This is a genomic window from Stenotrophomonas sp. LC732 (assembly GCF_052446685.1).
GTDB classification, from domain to species: domain Bacteria; phylum Pseudomonadota; class Gammaproteobacteria; order Xanthomonadales; family Xanthomonadaceae; genus Stenotrophomonas; species Stenotrophomonas muris.
Genome location: NZ_CP199214.1, coordinates 4,128,053 through 4,145,402 on the forward strand (window position 1 = coordinate 4,128,053; position 17,350 = coordinate 4,145,402).

Consider the following 17,350-nt stretch of genomic DNA (forward strand, 5'->3'; position numbering starts at 1 on the left):
CATACCGGGGCGTGCGGTGCCCCGTGGAGCATTGGCCGATGCGGGGCCTGCGCGTGGAACCGATCGGGTCGTTGCGCCAGCAGTCAGCCAGAGGCGTATTCTGATGCTTTGCAGCAACGACTGAATACGTTGTTGTTATTGGCCCCCCACCCGCCGGCAGGGGTAAAACAGGGCGTTGCCGTGTTGCGGCGCAGGAAGGCTATTCCGTACGCGTTCCTTAACATGGCGATTCATATCATTTGTAACTTCTCTGTCGAAGGTGCAGTACGCAATGACGGTTGCCGCTGAATTCAAGATCGAATACCTGCAGTACCTGGATACGGACGGCAAACTCGTCCGCGATGACCTGCCCGCGTCGCTGCGCGACCCCAAGGTCCTGGTACCGCTGTTCAAGCAGATGCTGTTCGTACGTACGTTCGACAGCAAATCCATCGCACTGCAGCGCACCGGCAAGCTGGGCACCTATGCCGCCTGCCTGGGCCACGAAGCCGCGCACGTGGGTATCGGCGCGGCGATGCAGAAGGACGACGTGTTCGCGCCTTCGTACCGCGAGTATGGCGCGATGTTCATGCGTGGCGTGCGCCCGCACGACGTGCTGATGTACTGGGGCGGCGACGAACGCGGCAACGATTACGGCGGCAACGCGGCCAAGGACTTCCCGTTCTGCGTGCCGATCTCCACCCAGTGCCTGCATGCCGCAGGCGCCGCGCTGAAGTTCAAGCTCAACAAGGAACCGCAGATCGCCGTGGCGGTGTGCGGCGACGGCGGCAGCTCCAAGACCGACTTCTACGCGGCACTGAATTCGGCCGGCGCCTACAAGCTCCCGCTGATCCTGTGCATCGTCAACAACGGCTGGGCCATCTCGGTCCCGCGTTCGGCCCAGACCGGTGCCGAAACGCTGGCGCAGAAGGGCCTGGCTGGCGGCCTGCACTGCCTGCAGGTGGACGGCAACGACCTGATCGCCGTGCTGGCTGCCATGGAGCAGGCGCGCGAACGTGCGCTGGCCGGCGACGGTGGCACCGTGCTGGAACTGATGACTTACCGCCTGTCCGACCACACCACCGCCGATGACGCGCGCCGCTACCGCGACGACGCCGAAGTGAAGGATGCCTGGCAGCGCGAGCCGATGCTGCGCCTGCGCAAGTACCTGATCAACGCCGGTGTGTGGAGCGAGGATGAGGAAAGCGCCTGGGTCGCCGAGTGCGGCAAGCGCGTGGACGAGGAAGTGAACCTGTACCTCAACACGCCGGTGCAGCCGGTCGAGGCGATGTTCGACTTCCTGTATGCCGATCCGCCGCCGGACCTGCTGGCCCAGCGTGCCCAGGCGATCGCCCTGGAGAAGCGCCATGGATGAGATCAAGAACGGCGCGCCCGGCGCGCACACCAACGCCGCCGACAGCGCTGCGGTCGCGCGCGGAGAAGAGAGCATGACCACCACCCCGATCACCCTCATCGAAGCCATCACCCAGGCGCTGGCCTGGGAGCTGGAACACGACCCGTCGGTGCTGGTGCTGGGCGAGGACGTGGGCGTCAACGGCGGCGTGTTCCGCGCCACCGCCGGGCTGCAGCAGCGCTTCGGCTCGGACCGCATCCTCGATACCCCGCTGGACGAAACCACCATCGCCGGCCTGACCATCGGCCTGGCCGCACAGGGCATGAAGCCGGTGGCCGAAGCCCAGTTCGACGGCTTCATGTACCCGATGGTCGACCATATCGTCTGCCACGCGGCACGCCTGCGTTACCGCACGCGTGGCCGCCTGCACTGCCCGATGGTGCTGCGCGTGCCGTGGGGCGGTGGCATCCGCGCGCCGGAACACCACAGCGAAGCCAACGAGGCGATCTTCACCAACGTGCCGGGCCTGCGCGTGGTGCTGCCGTCGTCGCCGCAGCGCGCCTACGGCCTGCTGCTGGCCGCGATCCGCGAGCCGGATCCGGTGATCTACATGGAGCCCAAGCGCATCTACCGCCAGTACAAGGAAGTGGTCGTCAACGACGGCGAAGCCTTGCCGCTGGACGTCTGCTTCGTGCTGCGCGACGGCACCGACGTGACCCTGGTGACCTGGGGCGCGCAGGTGAAGGAAGCGCTGGAAGCGGCGGACAAGCTGGCCGGCGAAGGCATCAGTGCCGAAGTCATCGACGTGGCCACGCTGCGTCCGCTGGACTTCGCCACCATCGCCGAATCGGTGGCCAAGACCGGCCGCTGCGTGATCGTGCAGGAGGCCCCGAAGACCGCGGGCTTCGGCGCCGAGATCGCCGCGCGCCTGGCCGAGGAATCGATCTACGACCTGCTGGCACCGGTCGAGCGCGTCACTGGCTACGACACCCACATTCCGCTGTTCCGCCTGGAAATGAAGTACCTGCCGAGCGTTGAGCGGATCGTGGCTGCGGCCAAGCGCGCGGTGGCGGCCGGCTGACATGCGGGCCCGCCTTCTGGGGGCTTACCGCAGCCAGTATCCCAACCCGCTCCGGTTCCGCACCGGCCAGATCGTCGAAGTAGGTGTCCGTGACGAGGAATGGCCGGCGTTTGCCTGGGTACGCACCAACGATGGGCGCGCTGGATGGGCGCCCATCGCCTGGTTGCAGCTGCTGGACGAGGGTCGCGCCGAAGCGCTGTGCGACTACGACGCCCGCGAGCTGGATGTGGAAAGCGGCGAGATGGTGAAGCTTCATCACGAACACGGCGGGTGGTGGTGGTCCGAGCGCGCCAATGGCGCGACGGGTTGGCTGCCGGCCCGCGAACTGGAACTGCTGGAAGAGAACTGCAAATGAGCCAGACCAAGAACTTCAACCTGCCCGACCTGGGCGAAGGCCTGCCGGACGCGACCATCGTCGAGTGGTTCGTCAAGGAAGGCGATGTGATCAAGCTGGACGAGCCGCTGGTGTCGATGGAGACCGCCAAGGCCGTGGTAGAAGTGCCCTCGCCGTTCTCCGGCAAGGTGCTGAAGCTGTCCGGCGGCGCCGGCGACATCATCCCGACCGGCTCGGTGCTGGCCAGCTTCGAACTGGACCCGAACCTGCCGCAGCGTGCCGATGGCCAGGACACCGGCCACAGCCATGGCCACGCTGCACCGGCGGCCGCACCGACCCCGCCGCCGCTGCCGGCTGCGGCCGCTCCGGTTGCCGCCGAGGAGGCCAAGCCCGCCGCGGCCGAGCGCGATGACGCCGGTACCGTGGTCGGCGCGATGCAGAGCTCCAATGCCGTGCATGCCGAACAGGCGCTGGCCGTCGGTGGCGTCAAGGCCGTGCCGGCCGTGCGTGCGATGGCCCGCAAGCTGGGCGTGGACCTGAGCCGCGTGGCCGCTACCGGCACCGATGGCGCGGTCACCATGGCCGACGTCAAGCAGGCCGCCGCCAATGGCAGCGCCAAGCTCGGCGCTGCTCCGGCACCGGTTGCCGCTGCTGCCTATGCCGCGCCGGCCCCGGCGCAGGTGTCTGCCCCCGTGCAGAGCGAAGCCCGCACGCCGCTGTCCGCCGCCGGCAAGCCGATGCGTACCCAGCCGCCGGGCGTGGTCGCCAAGGGCCAGCCGGAACCGCTGAAGGGCGTGCGCCGCAACATGGCCCGCGTGATGGCCGATGCGCACAGCAAGGTCGTGCCGACCACGCTGAACGACGACGCCGACATCCACGCCTGGCTGCCGGGCAACGACGTCACCGCCCGCCTGGTGCGTTCGATCGTGGTCGCCGCGCAGAAGGTGCCGGCGATGAACGCCTGGTTCGACGGTGAAGCGCTGACCCGTACCCTGCACGCGCAGGTGGACATCGGCATCGCCGTGGACACCGACGACGGCCTGTTCGTGCCGGCCCTGCGCAACGCCGACATGCTCGACGCACGCGGCATCCGCGAAGGCGTCAACCGCCTGCGCGAGCAGGTGGAATCGCGTTCGATCGCGGCGTCGGAACTGAGTGGCTACACCATCTCGCTGTCCAACTTCGGCATGTTCGCCGGCCGCTACGCGACCCCGGTCGTGGTGCCGCCGTGCGTGGCCATCGTCGGTGCCGGCCGTGCCCGCCACCAGATGACCCCGGTGATGGGCGGCGTGGAAGCGCACAAGGTGATCCCGCTGTCGGTCACCTTCGACCACCGCGCAGCCACGGGCGGTGAAGCCGCCCGCTTCCTGCGCGCGATGATGGACGACCTGGCACTGGCCAGCTGATCGGCCACCTGACCGGTAGGTGCCAACCGTTGGTTGGCACATGACTTGGAGAAAACGCCGGGCATTGCCCGGCGTTTTTTTTCCGGCATCCACGCATGGCGTGGATCTACACAATGCGGGCGATCAATCGCGCGCGACCATGCCTTCGGCGCGGCTGTACACACGCAGCCGGTGGCCATCAGGGTCGGCACCGACGAAGGTGTGGCCGAACTCCAGCGTCACCGGTGACTGCAGGATCTGCACGCCGAGCCCACGCCACGCATCGTGCATCTGCTGCACGGCCTCGGGGTTTGCGACCACCATCGCCAGTTCGGCGGCGCCTGCCTGCGCAGACACCGGCGGTTGCACGTCATCGCGTTGCCACAGGCCGAGTGCGGCGCCATCGCCGAGCAGGAACAGGGCGAAGCCAGGCGACTGCTCGACCGGCGGTTTGCCGAGGATGCCGCTGTAGAAGGTGGCGCTGGTGGCGACGTCGCGCACGTACTGCAGCAGGGTGCTGGGCGTGAACATGGGGAAGCTCCGTTGTTGGGAGCGATCATGGTGGTACGGCCCTGCTGACAGATTCTGTCAGTAGCGGCGAGCGTGCTCTACTGCTGTCGCTCCTGCTCTGGTAGAGGCCGAGCTTGCTCGACTGCCGTTGCCACTGCCCTGGTAGAGGTCGAGCTTGGTCGACTGCTGTTCGCGAAGATCAAAGGCGGTCGAGCAAGCTCGACCCCTACCAGGAGCAAAGATCGAAGAGCAAAGAGCAAAAGCCGCCAACCCATCGCACCAGCAGCAGAAAGCGAAGCGCAATGACAGTCGAGCAGACCCGACGCTACGAACGATCCAGCCAGTCCGGCGCGATGCCCTGCGCCTTCTGCCAGCGCCGCAGCAGCGTGGCGCGTGGTACGAGGTAGTGCTCCTCCAGCACGCGCACCTGGCGGATGCGATCCAGGCGGAAATGGCGAAAATCCTCGCGGCGCTCACACCACGCCGCAAGCATCGGCACCTCATCGAAGTAGCCCAGCGCGAACGGCCAGACGATGCGCTCGCTGCGCTGGCCGTGCGCGTCCTCGTAGCCGAACTTCAGGCGCTGCTGTGAACCGACAGCCTCTCGCACGGCCTGCAGACGAGCTGGGGGAACCTTGGCCGCCGCACGCGAAGGGCCCACCCGCAGCCCACTGTCACGCAGGGCCTCGCGCCGCGCTGCGGGCAACACATGGGCGATGCGCGCCAGGGCATCGCGTGCGGCTTCGGCCAACGCGGGTTCGGTACGGGCCGCAACCCAGCGCAGGCCCAGCACCAGCGCGTCGATCTCGGCCGGTGGCAGGGTCATCGGCGGCAGGGTATCGCTCGGCGTCAGCTGGTAGCCGACGCCGGCCTCGCCGCGCAGGTCGGCGCCCTGCTCGCGCAGGGTTTCGATATCGCGGTACAGCGTGCGCAGGCTGACTCCCAGCGCGTCGGCCAGCACCTGGCCGGCCACCGGCCGCCGATGGCGGCGCAGCAGCTGTTGGAGCTGGGTCAGGCGCAGCGCACGCGACATCAGCCGGCCAGTGCGCTCGATGCCACCACGTGCTCACCCGGTTGCGGGGCCAGCGCGGCCTCGACCAGCGCCTTGGCGATCTCGCTCGCCGGGTTGATCCGCCACGCCCGCGGCAGTACCGGCCCCAGCACGCCCAGCACCTTCCGCGCGAGACGCTCACCGCGCCGCACCTCGTTGCGCTCGCCGCCGATCAACCCTGGGCGGACCAGGGTCAACGAGGTGAAGCCCAGCGCGCGCAGATCGCGCTCCAATTCACCCTTCACCCGGCTGTAGAAGATCGACGACCGCGGATCGGCACCGGCTGCGGAATTCAGCACATAGGTCTGCGCACCCTTCGCCTGCGCCAGACGGGCGAACGCCAGCGGGTAATCATGGTCGATGCGATGGAAGGCCTCGCGGCTGCCAGCCTGGGCAATGGTGCTGCCGAGCGCGCAGATGACCGCGTCCACGCCCGCCCACCCGGCGGCGGCGGGCAGCGCATCGAAGGCCAGTACCGGGTTCTCCAGCTTCCCGTGGGCTGCGCCCAACGGGCGACGGGTCGGGGCGATCAGGGCGCTGCAGCGCGGGTCGTCCAGCAGCCGGGGCAGGGTCAGCCCACCGACCAGGCCGGTCGCCCCCAGCAACATCACGCGCATCACCACCTCCACTGCGGCATCCTGTCGCCCATCCTAGCCGTTCAAGCCGTCGGCGGCCGCGCCGATATGCTGGAACCAGTCCCTGCCAGCCCCCAGGATTCGCTCCATGACGGACCAGCCCGACCACCGCCCTGCCCCCGGTACCGCCCTTGGGCCGCCGGCACGCGTGCGCGCGGTGATGGACGATGGGCTGGGCGACCGCGTGGTGCTGCAGGGCGGCGGTGGCGTGGCGCTGCAGCAGCTGTTCGCAGGCGCCGACGCGCCGGAACCGCTGCTGGCCGCGTTCGCCAACGGCATGGCCACCCTGCCCGGCGAGCTGGGCGATATGGGCGACCGCCTGCAGTCGGCGCAGGCCAGTGCCGATTGGCCGCGCTACGGGCGCGCGATGCGCCAGTTGATCGACAAGTACATCCGCACCATCGAACAGCATTCGCCGGATGGGCAACCCGAAAGCCTGCGCCTGTCCGAGCAGCTGCGGCTGCTGCTGGGCGGCGCGGTGGTGGCGCTGCTGCAGCACGACCCGGACCTGCGCGAACAGGCGCAGGCACTGGCCATGCACCTGCGCCAGTGGCAGCCAGGCACGGCGCTGGAACCGATCGAGCAGGGCGTGCGCGAACTTGGCCACCAGGTCGGCGTGCGTGCCGAGAGCTGGCAGGAGCAGCAGGCACTGCTGCTGGAGCTGTTCGCGCTGCTGCTGGAGAACGTGAGCGAGCTGCTGGATGACCGCAGCTGGCTGCAGGGCCAGATCGCCGCGGTACGCCAGCTGCTGGACGGGCCGTTGGAAGCTGAGGCGGTCGAGCGCACCCGCGCCGAACTGCGCGAAGTGATCTACAAGCAGGGCCTGCTGCGCCAGGGCATCGACGATTCGAAGGCGGCGATGCGCGGGCTGATGGGCGAGTTCATCGAGCGCATGGATGGCATGGCCACCAGCACCGGCGAGTACCACGATCGCATCGGCAGCTACGCACTGCAGCTGCGCGAGGCGCGCAGCATCGCCGACCTCAACCAGCTGCTGCAGGACGTGATGCGCGACACCGGCAAGGTGCAGCAGCAGGCCGCGCAGGCGCGCGATCACCTGGCCAACGCACGGCAGGAAGTGGAGCGTGCCGAGCAGCGCATCGCCGAGCTGGAGCAGGAACTGCGCGCGGCCGGTGACCTGGCACGCATCGATCCACTGACCCAGGCGCTGAACCGCCGCGGCCTGGACGAACTGCTGCAACGCGAGCTGGCCCGTGCCGCACGCAACAACTCGCCGCTGGGCGTGGCGGTGATCGATCTGGATGATTTCCACCAGACCAACGATGCACATGGTCATGCCGGTGGCGATGCACTGCTGCAGCACCTGGTGGCCGTCTGCAAGCTGCTGCTGCGCGCCACCGATGGCATCGCGCGGCTGGGCGGCGACGAGTTCGTACTGGTGCTGCCGGAAACCCAAGGCGCCGACAGCATGGCCACGGTGCAGCGCCTTCAGCGTTCACTGGCGCATCGCGTGCTGACCGTGCAGGACCGGCGCGTACCGGTGCATTTCAGTGCCGGGCTGGCGCAATGGCAACCCGGCGACGACACCGAAACCCTGCTGCGGCGCGCGGACGACGCGCTGTATGCCGCCAAGCGGCAGGGCAAGAACCGCGTGCAGGCAGGCTGACCGTCCGGCCCGCAGCAAACTACGTTGGTAGGTGCCAACCTTGGTTGGCACACGCAGAAACAAAGCGCCGACCAAGGTCGGCCTCTACCCGGCGACCCGCCGGCGATGATCCCGACCACCCTGAACCGCTTTGGTAGGTGCCAACCTTGGTTGGCACACGCAGGAAACAAAGCGCCGACCAAGGTCGGCCTCTACCGGGGAACCCGCCGGCGACGATGCCGACCACCTTGAACCGCTTTGGTAGGTGCCAACCTTGGTTGGCACGCGTGGGAAACAAAGCGCCGACCAAGGTCGGCCTCTACCGGAGAACCTGCCGGCGACTACTTGCCGCGCAGCTTCTGGAACCCGGTCACCGCCGCCAGCACGATGGCGCCGGCGATGATGCCCACCACCATGTTGCCCGCCGCGCTGACCAGCCAGCCCCACTGGCCCTCGCCGCCCAGCGCCTGTACTGCGTGGTGCAGCGCCGGCACGTTGTGCACCAGGATGCCGCCGCCGACCAGGAACATGGCAATGGTGCCGGCCACCGAAAGGAACTTCATCAGCCACGGTGCCGACGCAACCAGGCCGCGACCGAAGGCGGCAACAGCCCCACCCTTGCGCGACAGGTACAGGCCCACGTCATCCAGCTTGACGATGCCCGCCACCAGCCCATAGACGAAGACCGTCATCGCCAGTGCAACCACGGCCAGCGTGACCAGCTGGTTGGTGAACGATGCGGTGGCGACCACGCCCAGGGTCAGTACGATGATCTCGGCCGAAAGGATGAAGTCGGTGCGGATCGCACCCTTCACCTTGTCCTTCTCCCACGCGACCATGTCCACCTGCGCGTCGGCCAGCGCCTTGCGGCGTTCGGTCTGGCGCTCGGCATCGTCGTCGGCCGAATGCAGGAAGCGGTGCGCCAGCTTCTCCACGCCCTCGAAGCACAGGAAGGCACCACCGATCATCATCAGCGGCACGATCAGGGGCACGTTCCAGCCGCGGCTGTGCAGCCAGGCTTCCAGCGCACTGATCGCCAGGGCCGCCGGCACCAGGATCACCTTGTTGACCAGCGAGCCCTTGGCCACCGCCCAGACCACCGGCAGTTCGCGGTTGGCGTTGACCCCGGTGACCTGCTGCGCGTTCAGCGCCAGATCGTCACCGAGCACGCCGGCGGTCTTCTTCGCGGCGACCTTGGTCAGCACCGAGACATCGTCGAGCAGGGTGGCGATATCGTCGAGCAGGGCGAACAGGCTGGCACCGGCCATGGGGCGTCCAAGAAAGGGAATAGGCGGATTCTGACCGATCCGGTGTGGACTGCGGAAGACACCGGGTTCACCGCATGCCCACCGCCCCCCGGCGACACTGCGGAATCCGGACATTGCCGGCCCGCAGCCGGCGCTACCTGTCTTCGTCGCATGGGAGTCCCGCTTGAGCAATCCGTCCGCCGCCAATGGCAATCCCCCGCTGGTCAAAGGCATGAGCCGGCGCAGCCAGATCCTGCGCCTGCTGATGCGCTACCGCCATTCGGGCGTGTTTTCGGGCATGAACCTGGATGCGGCAAGCAACCAGGCCGACGTGCCCGCCGACGGCAATCCGGAACAGTTCGTCAGCGACCTGGAAGCGTTGGGGCCGACCTTCGTCAAGCTGGGCCAGATGCTGTCCACGCGGCCGGACATGGTGCCGGTGGAGTTCGCCACGGCGCTGGAGCGCATGCAGGAGAAGGTGGCGCCGATCCCGGTCGAGCGCATCCACGCGATCATCGAGCAGGAACTGGGCGTAGGGGTGAACAAGCTGTTTGCCTCGTTCGATCCCGAGCCGTTGGGCTGTGCTTCGATCGCGCAGGTACATCGCGCGGTGCTGCACGATGGCCGCCAGGTGGCGGTGAAGGTGCAGAAGCCTGAAGTGGCCGCGCAGCTGCGCTCGGACCTGGAGGCACTGCGCAGCTTCGCGCTGGCCGCCGATCACCTGACCCAGGTCGGACGCCGCGTGCGCCTGCGCGACTGGCTCAACGAGTTCGCCAAGACCCTGATGCAGGAGCTGGATTACCACGCCGAGGCCGAGAACCTGGCGCGCTTCGGACGGCACCTGCGGCCGTTCCGCCGGTTGTGGGTGCCGCAGCCGATCTGGGACTACAGCAGCCAGCGCGTGCTGACGATGGAGCTTGCCACCGGCGTGCGCGTGGATGCGATCTCCGGCGTACGCCGCACCGAGCAGGACATGGACCCGTTGGCGGCGGCGCTGATCCGCGGCTACCTGGACCAGATCTTCGTGCATGGCGAGATCCATGCAGACCCGCACCCGGGCAACCTGCGGGTGATGCCCGACGGCCGGCTGGCGATCTTCGACCTGGGCATGGTCGCGCACATGCCGCCGCGCCTGCGCGAGCGTCTGCTGAAGATCCTGTTCGCGGCGGTCGACGGCCGTGGCGAGGAAGTGGCCGATGACCTGATCAGTATCAGCACGCGGCTGGAGGCCTTCGATGAAGAGCGCTACCTGCGCGAAACCGGTCAGCTGATCGCGCGCTATGCGGCCAGTGGCAGCTTCTCCGAAGGCCGCGTGGTGCTGGACATGGTGCGCATCGCCACCGCCTGCGGCCTGCGCACGCCGCCGGAACTGAGCCTGCTCGGCAAGGCCCTGCTCAACCTGGAAACCGTGTGCCGGCTGCTGGCGCCAGAGCTGGACACGCGCCGCATCGTCGAGCGCCAGCTGCAGCACGTGATGCGTGCGCGCCTGAAGAAGTCGCTGTCTGCAGCCAACATCGCCAGCGAGGCGATGGAGCTGCAGCAGCTGCTGCGTGATGGGCCGCGCAAGCTGTCGGACATCATGGCGCTGCTGGCCGAGAACCGCCTGCAGATGAAGGTCACCGGCCTGGAAGAATCGCGGCTGATGGAGAACCTGCAGAAGATCGCCAACCGCGTGGCGGCCGGCATCATCAGCGCCGCATTGATCATGGCCGCCGCGATGATGATGAGGATCGACACCGGCTGGCACCTGTTCGGTTACCCGCTCATCGCCCTGATCCTGTTGTTCATCGGCGTGGTGCTCGGCCTGGGCATCGTGACCAGTGCATTGCTGTTCGACCGTCGTGCGCGGGCACGGGAAGAACGCGGGCATCGCTAGCGCATCGACGAAAACGCCCGTATTCATGCAGTTTTTAATGTAATCCAGCTACCCCTTTCACGCTCTTTTTACCTTCTGAGCGCGATTACGCGCGCGTCATTTCAACAAACATTTCAGTCAGGTTCGTGCATGCACTATCGGGTCATCGGCCTGTCACATGCATGTGCTTGCGGCAGCGCCGGTCGGATGGACACGCGTCGGTACGACGTCCATCACCACCACCCCGTCACTGCCGAAGCTGCCTATGCTCTGGATACTGCTGCTGTCGTTGTTGCTGTTGTGCTGGTTGTTCCTCGCGTCCGACAAGTGGGTGTGGTGGAAGGCCGGCGCGTTCTCGCTGCTGCTGCTCATGCTCAGCGCGTGGTGGCTGATCGACAAGCTGTCCGGTGATGGGCTCAATGCCGCCACCCTGTACCACCTCGGCGCCGACATGGAAGGTGCCGGTGTCTCCGACTTCAAGGGCTACATCGCCGGCTTCATCGTGTTGGCGCTGGTCTCGCTGCTGCCACTGTTCGCCACACGGGTGAAGCGCTGGCGCCGGCCCGGCCACGGTGGCGCGTTGTTCGCCGGTTTCGCGGCCGTGTGGGTGGCCACGATCATGATCAGCCCGCTGGCCCGTGACGGCCAGCGCCTGTACCAGCAGCTGCGCCCGGTCGACTTCGCCCGCATCGCCCCTGAGTACCAGGTGCCGACGCAGCCGCTGCAGCGCCCGCGCAACATCGTCTGGATCTACGGCGAAAGCCTGGAACGCACCTATCTGGACGAGGCCGTGTTTCCCGGCCTGATGCCCAACCTCAACCGCCTGGCGTCCGAGTCGCTGGACGTGCGTGGGCTGGCCTCGGCCGAAGGCAGCGGCTGGACCATCGCCGGCCTGGTGTCGTCGATGTGCGGCGTGCCGCTGACCACCTCGCAGGGCGATGAAAACAGCATGGACCGCATGGGCAGCTTCCTGCCCAAGGCGGTCTGCCTGGGCGACTACCTGAAGCAGCAGGGCTACACCAACCATTACCTGGGCGGTGCCAACGGCCAGTTCGCCGGCAAGGGCCAGTTCCTGGCCAGCCACGGTTTCGATGAAGTGCATGACCTGGCATGGTTCAAGCAGCAGAAGAAGATCGGCCGCAGCCACTACTCGGCCTGGGGCGTGCACGACGACGTGCTGCTGGATACCGCCTACCAGCGCTTCGAGCAGCTCTCGCGTGCCGGTTCACCGTTCATGCTGACCACGTTGACCATGGACACCCACCACCCGGCGGGCCACCTGCCGGTATCGTGCAAGGGCGAGCGCTACCAGAGCCAGTACGGCAACATCAACATGCTCAACGCGCTCAAGTGCAGCGACCGGCTGATCTCGCAGCTGGTGCAGCGCATCCAGGCCAGCCCGTACGGCAAGGACACGCTGATCGTGATCGCCTCCGACCACCTGGCGATGCCCAACGATCTGACCCACATCCTGACCCGGCAGAAGCGCGAGAACCTGCTGCTGTTCCTGGGCGATGGCATTGCCCCGCAGCAGCTCAGCGCCGACGCCGGCACCACCCTGGATTCGGGTGCCACCCTGCTCAGCCTGCTGGACCCGAACCTGAAGACGATGGGCTTTGGCCGCTCGCTGATCGACAGCCAACGCGCACCCAGCGCCAGCGTGGCGGCCCGGCGCGATGGTGGCCGCGACTACCCGCAGTATCTGGCCTTCGCCCGCTCACTGTGGCTGGGCGAACCGACCCGCGAACTGAAGATCGATGGCGATGACCAGGTGGTGGTCGGCCTGCAGCACGTGCAGCCACCGGTGCTGCTGGAGTACGACAAGGACTGGGGGCTGAAGTCGGTCTACCTGGAGAACACCTCGCGCCAGTTCGATGACGCGGATCCGGACAACACGCTGGCCTATGTTGATCGCTGCACCGCATTCGAGGACGGCTCGGCCGACGGCGACTGGTGTGCCCTGCTCGTCAACCGCGACAACGGCATCAAGCTGTACCGCGACAACGACCTGCGCGGCGGCATCGCGGTCGATGCACCGCTGGACGCATTCCAGGGCCCGCGCCCGAGCGTGCGCCAGGCGCACATGATCACCCAGAAGGGCCGCCGCACCCGTGCCGGCCAGTACATGCTGCAGCTGGTGGCGAGCACGCGCCCGGATCGCGGTTTCTGGATCGAGGCGGTGTCCTCGCAGCGCAAGGTGGTGCTGGCCCAGCAGTGGGTGCAGCCCGATGCCGACGGCAAGATCAACGTGTCGTTCGGGCTGGACCACGAAGTGGATGATCTGGAGATCCGCGCGTGGTTGAACCATGCCGAGAAGCTGGCGGTGGATACGTTCGCACTGGTGCCCTCGCGCAGCCGACCACGGGGATAGGGTTCTTTGCAGGGCTGCGCCCTGCACCCGTGGTAGTGCCGGCCGCTGGCCGGCAACCTCAGAAGCAACGGCAACAGCGTGCAATCCGTGGTTTGGCGGGGCGGTGTCGACCTTGGTCGACACACTCTGTCAGATATCGAAAATCAAGATGGGGTCAGATCCGTTTTCCTCCGGAAAACGGATCTGACCCCAAGAGCATTTCCGACAGATCGCGGGAAACTGTCGAAGGCGGGGTGGGTCCGGTCGCGGGAGTGTCCGCGGCATGGATGCCGCGGCCAAGCCCCCATGGGTGAGGGCGCTTTGCTTGCGAAGCACTGCTTCGCAAGCGCCCGAAACGCACAGCCGCCAGCGGCTGGGCCGGCCTGGGGGTTTACGGCGTCTCCCGCAACCGGACCCACCCCGCCATCCCGCAGGAAATCAGCTTTTGCTGTTGCTGTTGAAGTTGCCGGCCAGCGGCCGGCACTACTGGGGGGGCAGGGCGCAGCCCTGCAAAACAACCCCTACTCCTGGGGGGCGCGGATGATGTGGATGTCGGTCGGGGTCGACAGCGGAATGTTCCGCTCGGCCAGGATCTGCAGCAGGCTGAAGTACAGATCGCTGCGGGTTGCATACACCTGCCGCGGGCTGGCCACGTACGCGAAACTGTTGATGGTGATCTGGCCACCGGCAATGCTGTCGATGTAGACCGTCGGCGCCGGCTGCTTCAGCACGTTGGTGTGCGCGGTGTACGCATCCAGCAGCGCCTGCCGCAGGTTGCCGACATCAGTGCTGGGCGGCACCGCGAACTGGATCTGGATGCGGCCCTGGTTGTTGCCCATCGTCATGTTGCGCACGGTCTTGGTGACCAGCTCGGAGTTGGGCACGATCAGCGTCGACTTGTCGCCCACCTGGATCTCGGTCGATCGCAGGCTGATGCGGCGGATGTCGCCCTCCTGGTCACCCAGCTTCACCCAGTCGCCGATCTTCACCGGGCGCTCGGCCAGCAGGATCAGGCCGGAGACGAAGTTCTGGGTGATCACCTGCAGGCCGAAGCCAATACCCACCGACAGTGCGCTGACCAGCAGGGCCAGCTTGCTCAGCTGCAGCCCCATCGCCGACAGCGCCCAGATCACCGCGATGATGATGCCCACGTATCGGGCAACGGTACTCACTGAATTGCGCGCGCCCAGGTCCAGCTCGGTCTTGGGCAGGTAGGTGTCGGTCAGCCAGCGCTGCACCAGCTGGGTGATCGCCAGGCCGGCCAGCAGCGCCAGTACCGCCAACACGATCCCCGCCGGTGCCAGCTTGGTGCCACCGATATCGAATCCGGTCGTGAACAGTGAAGTGAAGCGCTCCACCACCGCGCCGATGTTGCCGAACGGTGCCACCAGCGCAAGCAGCGTGATCAACACAACCACGGTACGCAGCGCCGCCGACAGCAGCACGCCCGCCTGTTCCAGCCGCGATACGCTCAGGCCGGTGCTGAGCAGGATGGTCTGGCCGACCTTGCTGTCGGCGTTGAGCATCCACGTGCTCAGGTCATCGACGAACTTGAACAGCAACGTCGCGGCCAACACCACGATGCTGCCGCCGATCAATTGCTGGTTCACGAACTTGGCGAAATTCAGGTAGCCCAGCAATGTGGCAATGATGGCGGCCACCACCGCGATGTTGCCCGCTACCCGGGCCAGTACCAGCCAGCTGCTGCGGCGCACCGGCGTGGCTGCACCCACGCCATCGGCCTGCGCTTCCAGCTTGGCCTCGGCCTCGGCGGTCTGCCGGCGATGCAGGCGCGCCAGGGTCACCAGCATGGCCATGATCAGGCCGAGGTAAGTCAGCGCAATCAGTCCGTCCAGCGCCACCGTGGTGACGTCGCTGGTGCGCGTGGCCTGGTCCAGGGCCACCAGCACCGTGCTCAGCCAGGCCAGCGCCGCCGCGCCCCAGGCGTACTTGCGCAGCTTCAGCGCGGCGGTGTCGTCCAGGTTCAACAGCCGCCACGACGGGCGCTTGGGCACCAGCAGGCAGGCGCTGAGTGCGGCGATGAAGGCCGCGCGGAACGTTGCGGTCTCCAGGCCGTCGGCCACCACCTGCAGGCGCGGCGCGATCGCATCGATGGCATCCAGCGCCGCCATCAGCACCACCACGGCGTAACCGGGCAGCAGCGTGCCCACCAGCAGCAGCCACATGGCCAGGCCGGACCGGCGCAGTCGACCATCAGGCGCACGTTCGGACGCAGCAAAACGGCGCCCCAGCCTGCGCAGCCACAGCCGCAGTGGGAACATCATCACCAGCGCGGCCAGCAGGCCCAGCAACGGCGTGCCCCAGCCATGGGCGCGGATACCGGCGACCAGCGCATCGCGGCCCTGCCCGGCCAATGGCGCAACCCGCGCGATATCGATCGGCAGACGCTCGGCCACCTTGCTCCACAGCGCGGGCGACAACGGCGAGGCGACCTTCTGGCCCAGTTCTTCCGTGCGTTGCGCGGCTCGCTGCTGCTCGATGTCCGCCGCCAGCTGCTGCGCACGCACGGCACTGGCCTTGGCCTGCACCACCGAAGCGGCCAGGCCGTCACGCTGTTTGGTGAGGGTGCGCCGTTGCGCCGCCAGCTCCGGCGGCTCAGCGGCCCCTTCTGCCGGCGTTCCCAGCTGCGCCAGCTGTTCGTTGAGTCGGTCCAGCTGCGGCTGCAGCGCCTTTTCCAGCGCCTCGGCATCGCGCCGTGCCTGCGAGGCATTCTCGGACAGCATCGCCAGCGTCTCGGTGGCTTCTGCATCGCCACGCTTGCGCTCCACATCCTTCAGGCTGGAATCGATATCCGCCAGCTGCTGCTTCGGCGTGGGGTCCTCATCCTGCGCCAGCACCGGCGCGGACAGCAGGAAGGCGGTGCACAGCAGCAGGACCCACCAGGGCCCCCGTGCACGGATCGATCGCAGGAAAGAAGACACGCAGCCACACCGGTTCGCGCGGACCACCGCGCCTGCGCGCGACTATACGGCAGAGCCGGTCAAGGCCGGATGGGCGGCCCCGCCAGCGTCGCGCATCAGTACTTCAGGCGAAGCTCTTCCACCGTCGGCTGCTGCAGCGCATACCAGTCCTGGAACTCTTCCTCGGTGATCTCATCGGGCGCGTACACCGCCACCGGGTGCCAGTCGTGGTCGGTCGGCAGCGGCTGGCGCGGGCCGGCGCGCAGGCTGTAACTCACACCTTCGTAGTCGACCAGTTCGTCGACCTGCGGCCACTGTTCGCGCGCGAACGCGGATTCACTCTTCAACAGGATCACCTGGTACATCGGCACCTCCACCTCGGTTGGATCAGGAAAACACGGCGCTGGCGGCAGGATACCCCCAGGCCGGTGACAACGGGCGCTCCGCCGGGGCGACGGAACGTTCTGGACACGACCATCGCCCCGGCTTCACCCGCCCATGGCAAGGCCATCGGCATCGTGGAGGCCCACCCCTGCCACGACCGCCGATGACCGAGCACCCGCCGCTGAAAACCGTCGCCGACCTCAAGCTGCCGCGCTACCTGGGCACCTGGTACGAGATCGCACGCCTGCCGATGCGCCACGAGCCGGAAGGCTGCACCGACGTATCGGCGCACTACACCCTGCTCGACAACGGCAACGTCGGCGTCACCAACCGCTGCCGCATGGACGGCGAGATCGAAGAGGCCACCGGCGAGGCCTGCGCTGTCGACAACGACAGCGCGCGGCTGGAGGTCAGCTTCCTGCCCAAGGGCCTGCGCTGGCTGCCGTTCGCCAAGGGCGACTACTGGGTGATCCAGATCGCCCCGGACTACAGCGTGTCGCTGGTCGGCAGCCCGGATCGCAAGTACCTGTGGCTGCTGGCGCGCGAGCCGCGCCTGGACGCGACCGTGCAGGACCATTATCTGGCGGCGGCCCGCCTGCAGGGCTTCGATCTGTCCGAACTGATCCAGACGCCACATACCGGCAAACCCACAGCCTGA

13 protein-coding genes and 1 pseudogene are annotated in these 17,350 nt (G+C 67.5%); 8 read left to right on the forward strand and 6 right to left on the reverse strand.

Annotated elements, in window-relative coordinates; genetic code table 11:
- The first annotated feature begins 271 nt into the window (after nucleotides 1-271).
- The 4 genes from pdhA to ACT6SE_RS19535 are packed head-to-tail and all read left to right on the forward strand — an operon-like array spanning nucleotide 272 to nucleotide 4,154.
- Nucleotides 272-1,354, forward strand: a complete 1,083-nt coding sequence (pdhA, locus tag ACT6SE_RS19520; RefSeq protein ID WP_014648690.1) for a pyruvate dehydrogenase (acetyl-transferring) E1 component subunit alpha — start codon at nucleotides 272-274, stop codon at nucleotides 1,352-1,354.
- Nucleotides 1,347-2,414 carry an alpha-ketoacid dehydrogenase subunit beta gene (locus ACT6SE_RS19525; protein ID WP_005414714.1) on the forward strand — a complete coding sequence of 356 codons (1,068 nt, stop codon included), beginning with the start codon at nucleotides 1,347-1,349 and terminating at the stop codon, nucleotides 2,412-2,414. Before pdhA ends, ACT6SE_RS19525 begins: the two co-directional genes overlap by 8 nt.
- 1 nt (nucleotide 2,415) lies before the next feature.
- Nucleotides 2,416-2,769: an SH3 domain-containing protein gene (locus tag ACT6SE_RS19530; RefSeq protein WP_012512332.1), complete on the forward strand. Its 354-nt coding sequence runs from the start codon at nucleotides 2,416-2,418 to the stop codon at nucleotides 2,767-2,769.
- A complete protein-coding gene (locus ACT6SE_RS19535; RefSeq protein ID WP_046432903.1) occupies nucleotides 2,766-4,154 on the forward strand; it encodes a dihydrolipoamide acetyltransferase family protein in 1,389 nt (462 codons plus the stop codon). The genes ACT6SE_RS19530 and ACT6SE_RS19535 overlap by 4 nt, the downstream gene beginning before the upstream one ends.
- A gap of 123 nt (nucleotides 4,155-4,277) precedes the next feature.
- Here the strand turns inward: ACT6SE_RS19535 and ACT6SE_RS19540 are convergent, their stop codons facing one another.
- The 3 genes from ACT6SE_RS19540 to ACT6SE_RS19550 all read right to left on the reverse strand — a co-directional run bounded on the left by ACT6SE_RS19540 (nucleotide 4,278) and on the right by ACT6SE_RS19550 (nucleotide 6,311).
- Nucleotides 4,278-4,664 (reverse strand): VOC family protein, encoded by a 387-nt coding sequence (locus ACT6SE_RS19540; protein WP_014648692.1) that lies wholly within the window; start codon nucleotides 4,662-4,664, stop codon nucleotides 4,278-4,280.
- Nucleotides 4,665-4,968: 304 nt separating this feature from the next.
- The gene (locus tag ACT6SE_RS19545; RefSeq protein WP_014648693.1) at nucleotides 4,969-5,676 is read right to left on the reverse strand and encodes a helix-turn-helix transcriptional regulator; all 708 of its coding nucleotides are present in this window, start codon (nucleotides 5,674-5,676) and stop codon (nucleotides 4,969-4,971) included.
- On the reverse strand, nucleotides 5,676-6,311 hold the full coding sequence (locus ACT6SE_RS19550; protein WP_153643364.1) for an NAD-dependent dehydratase: 636 nt from the start codon (nucleotides 6,309-6,311) through the stop codon (nucleotides 5,676-5,678). Before ACT6SE_RS19550 ends, ACT6SE_RS19545 begins: the two co-directional genes overlap by 1 nt.
- A gap of 106 nt (nucleotides 6,312-6,417) precedes the next feature.
- Between ACT6SE_RS19550 and ACT6SE_RS19555 the strand changes: the two genes are divergently transcribed.
- Complete coding sequence (locus ACT6SE_RS19555; RefSeq protein WP_046432908.1) at nucleotides 6,418-7,956, forward strand: GGDEF domain-containing protein; 1,539 nt, start codon at nucleotides 6,418-6,420, stop codon at nucleotides 7,954-7,956.
- Between the two features lie 320 nt (nucleotides 7,957-8,276).
- On the opposite strand, the gene ACT6SE_RS19560 is transcribed toward ACT6SE_RS19555, so the two are convergent.
- Entirely contained in the window at nucleotides 8,277-9,203 is a 927-nt protein-coding gene (locus ACT6SE_RS19560; RefSeq protein ID WP_014648696.1) for a DUF808 domain-containing protein, read from the reverse strand.
- Between the two features lie 205 nt (nucleotides 9,204-9,408).
- Between ACT6SE_RS19560 and ACT6SE_RS19565 the strand changes: the two are divergent.
- Nucleotides 9,409-11,058: pseudogene (locus tag ACT6SE_RS19565) on the forward strand (ABC1 kinase family protein); the annotation flags it as partial.
- Nucleotides 11,059-11,302: 244 nt separating this feature from the next.
- Nucleotides 11,303-13,408: a phosphoglycerol transferase I gene (locus ACT6SE_RS19570; RefSeq protein WP_046432933.1), complete on the forward strand. Its 2,106-nt coding sequence runs from the start codon at nucleotides 11,303-11,305 to the stop codon at nucleotides 13,406-13,408.
- Between the two features lie 500 nt (nucleotides 13,409-13,908).
- Here the strand turns inward: ACT6SE_RS19570 and ACT6SE_RS19575 are convergent, their stop codons facing one another.
- Complete coding sequence (locus ACT6SE_RS19575; protein WP_046432909.1) at nucleotides 13,909-16,329, reverse strand: DUF3772 domain-containing protein; 2,421 nt, start codon at nucleotides 16,327-16,329, stop codon at nucleotides 13,909-13,911.
- A gap of 95 nt (nucleotides 16,330-16,424) precedes the next feature.
- Nucleotides 16,425-16,673 (reverse strand): hypothetical protein, encoded by a 249-nt coding sequence (locus tag ACT6SE_RS19580; protein WP_014648700.1) that lies wholly within the window; start codon nucleotides 16,671-16,673, stop codon nucleotides 16,425-16,427.
- Nucleotides 16,674-16,855: 182 nt separating this feature from the next.
- On the opposite strand from ACT6SE_RS19580, the gene ACT6SE_RS19585 reads away from it, so the two are divergent.
- The gene (locus ACT6SE_RS19585) at nucleotides 16,856-17,350 is read left to right on the forward strand and encodes a lipocalin family protein (RefSeq protein WP_032958822.1); all 495 of its coding nucleotides are present in this window, start codon (nucleotides 16,856-16,858) and stop codon (nucleotides 17,348-17,350) included.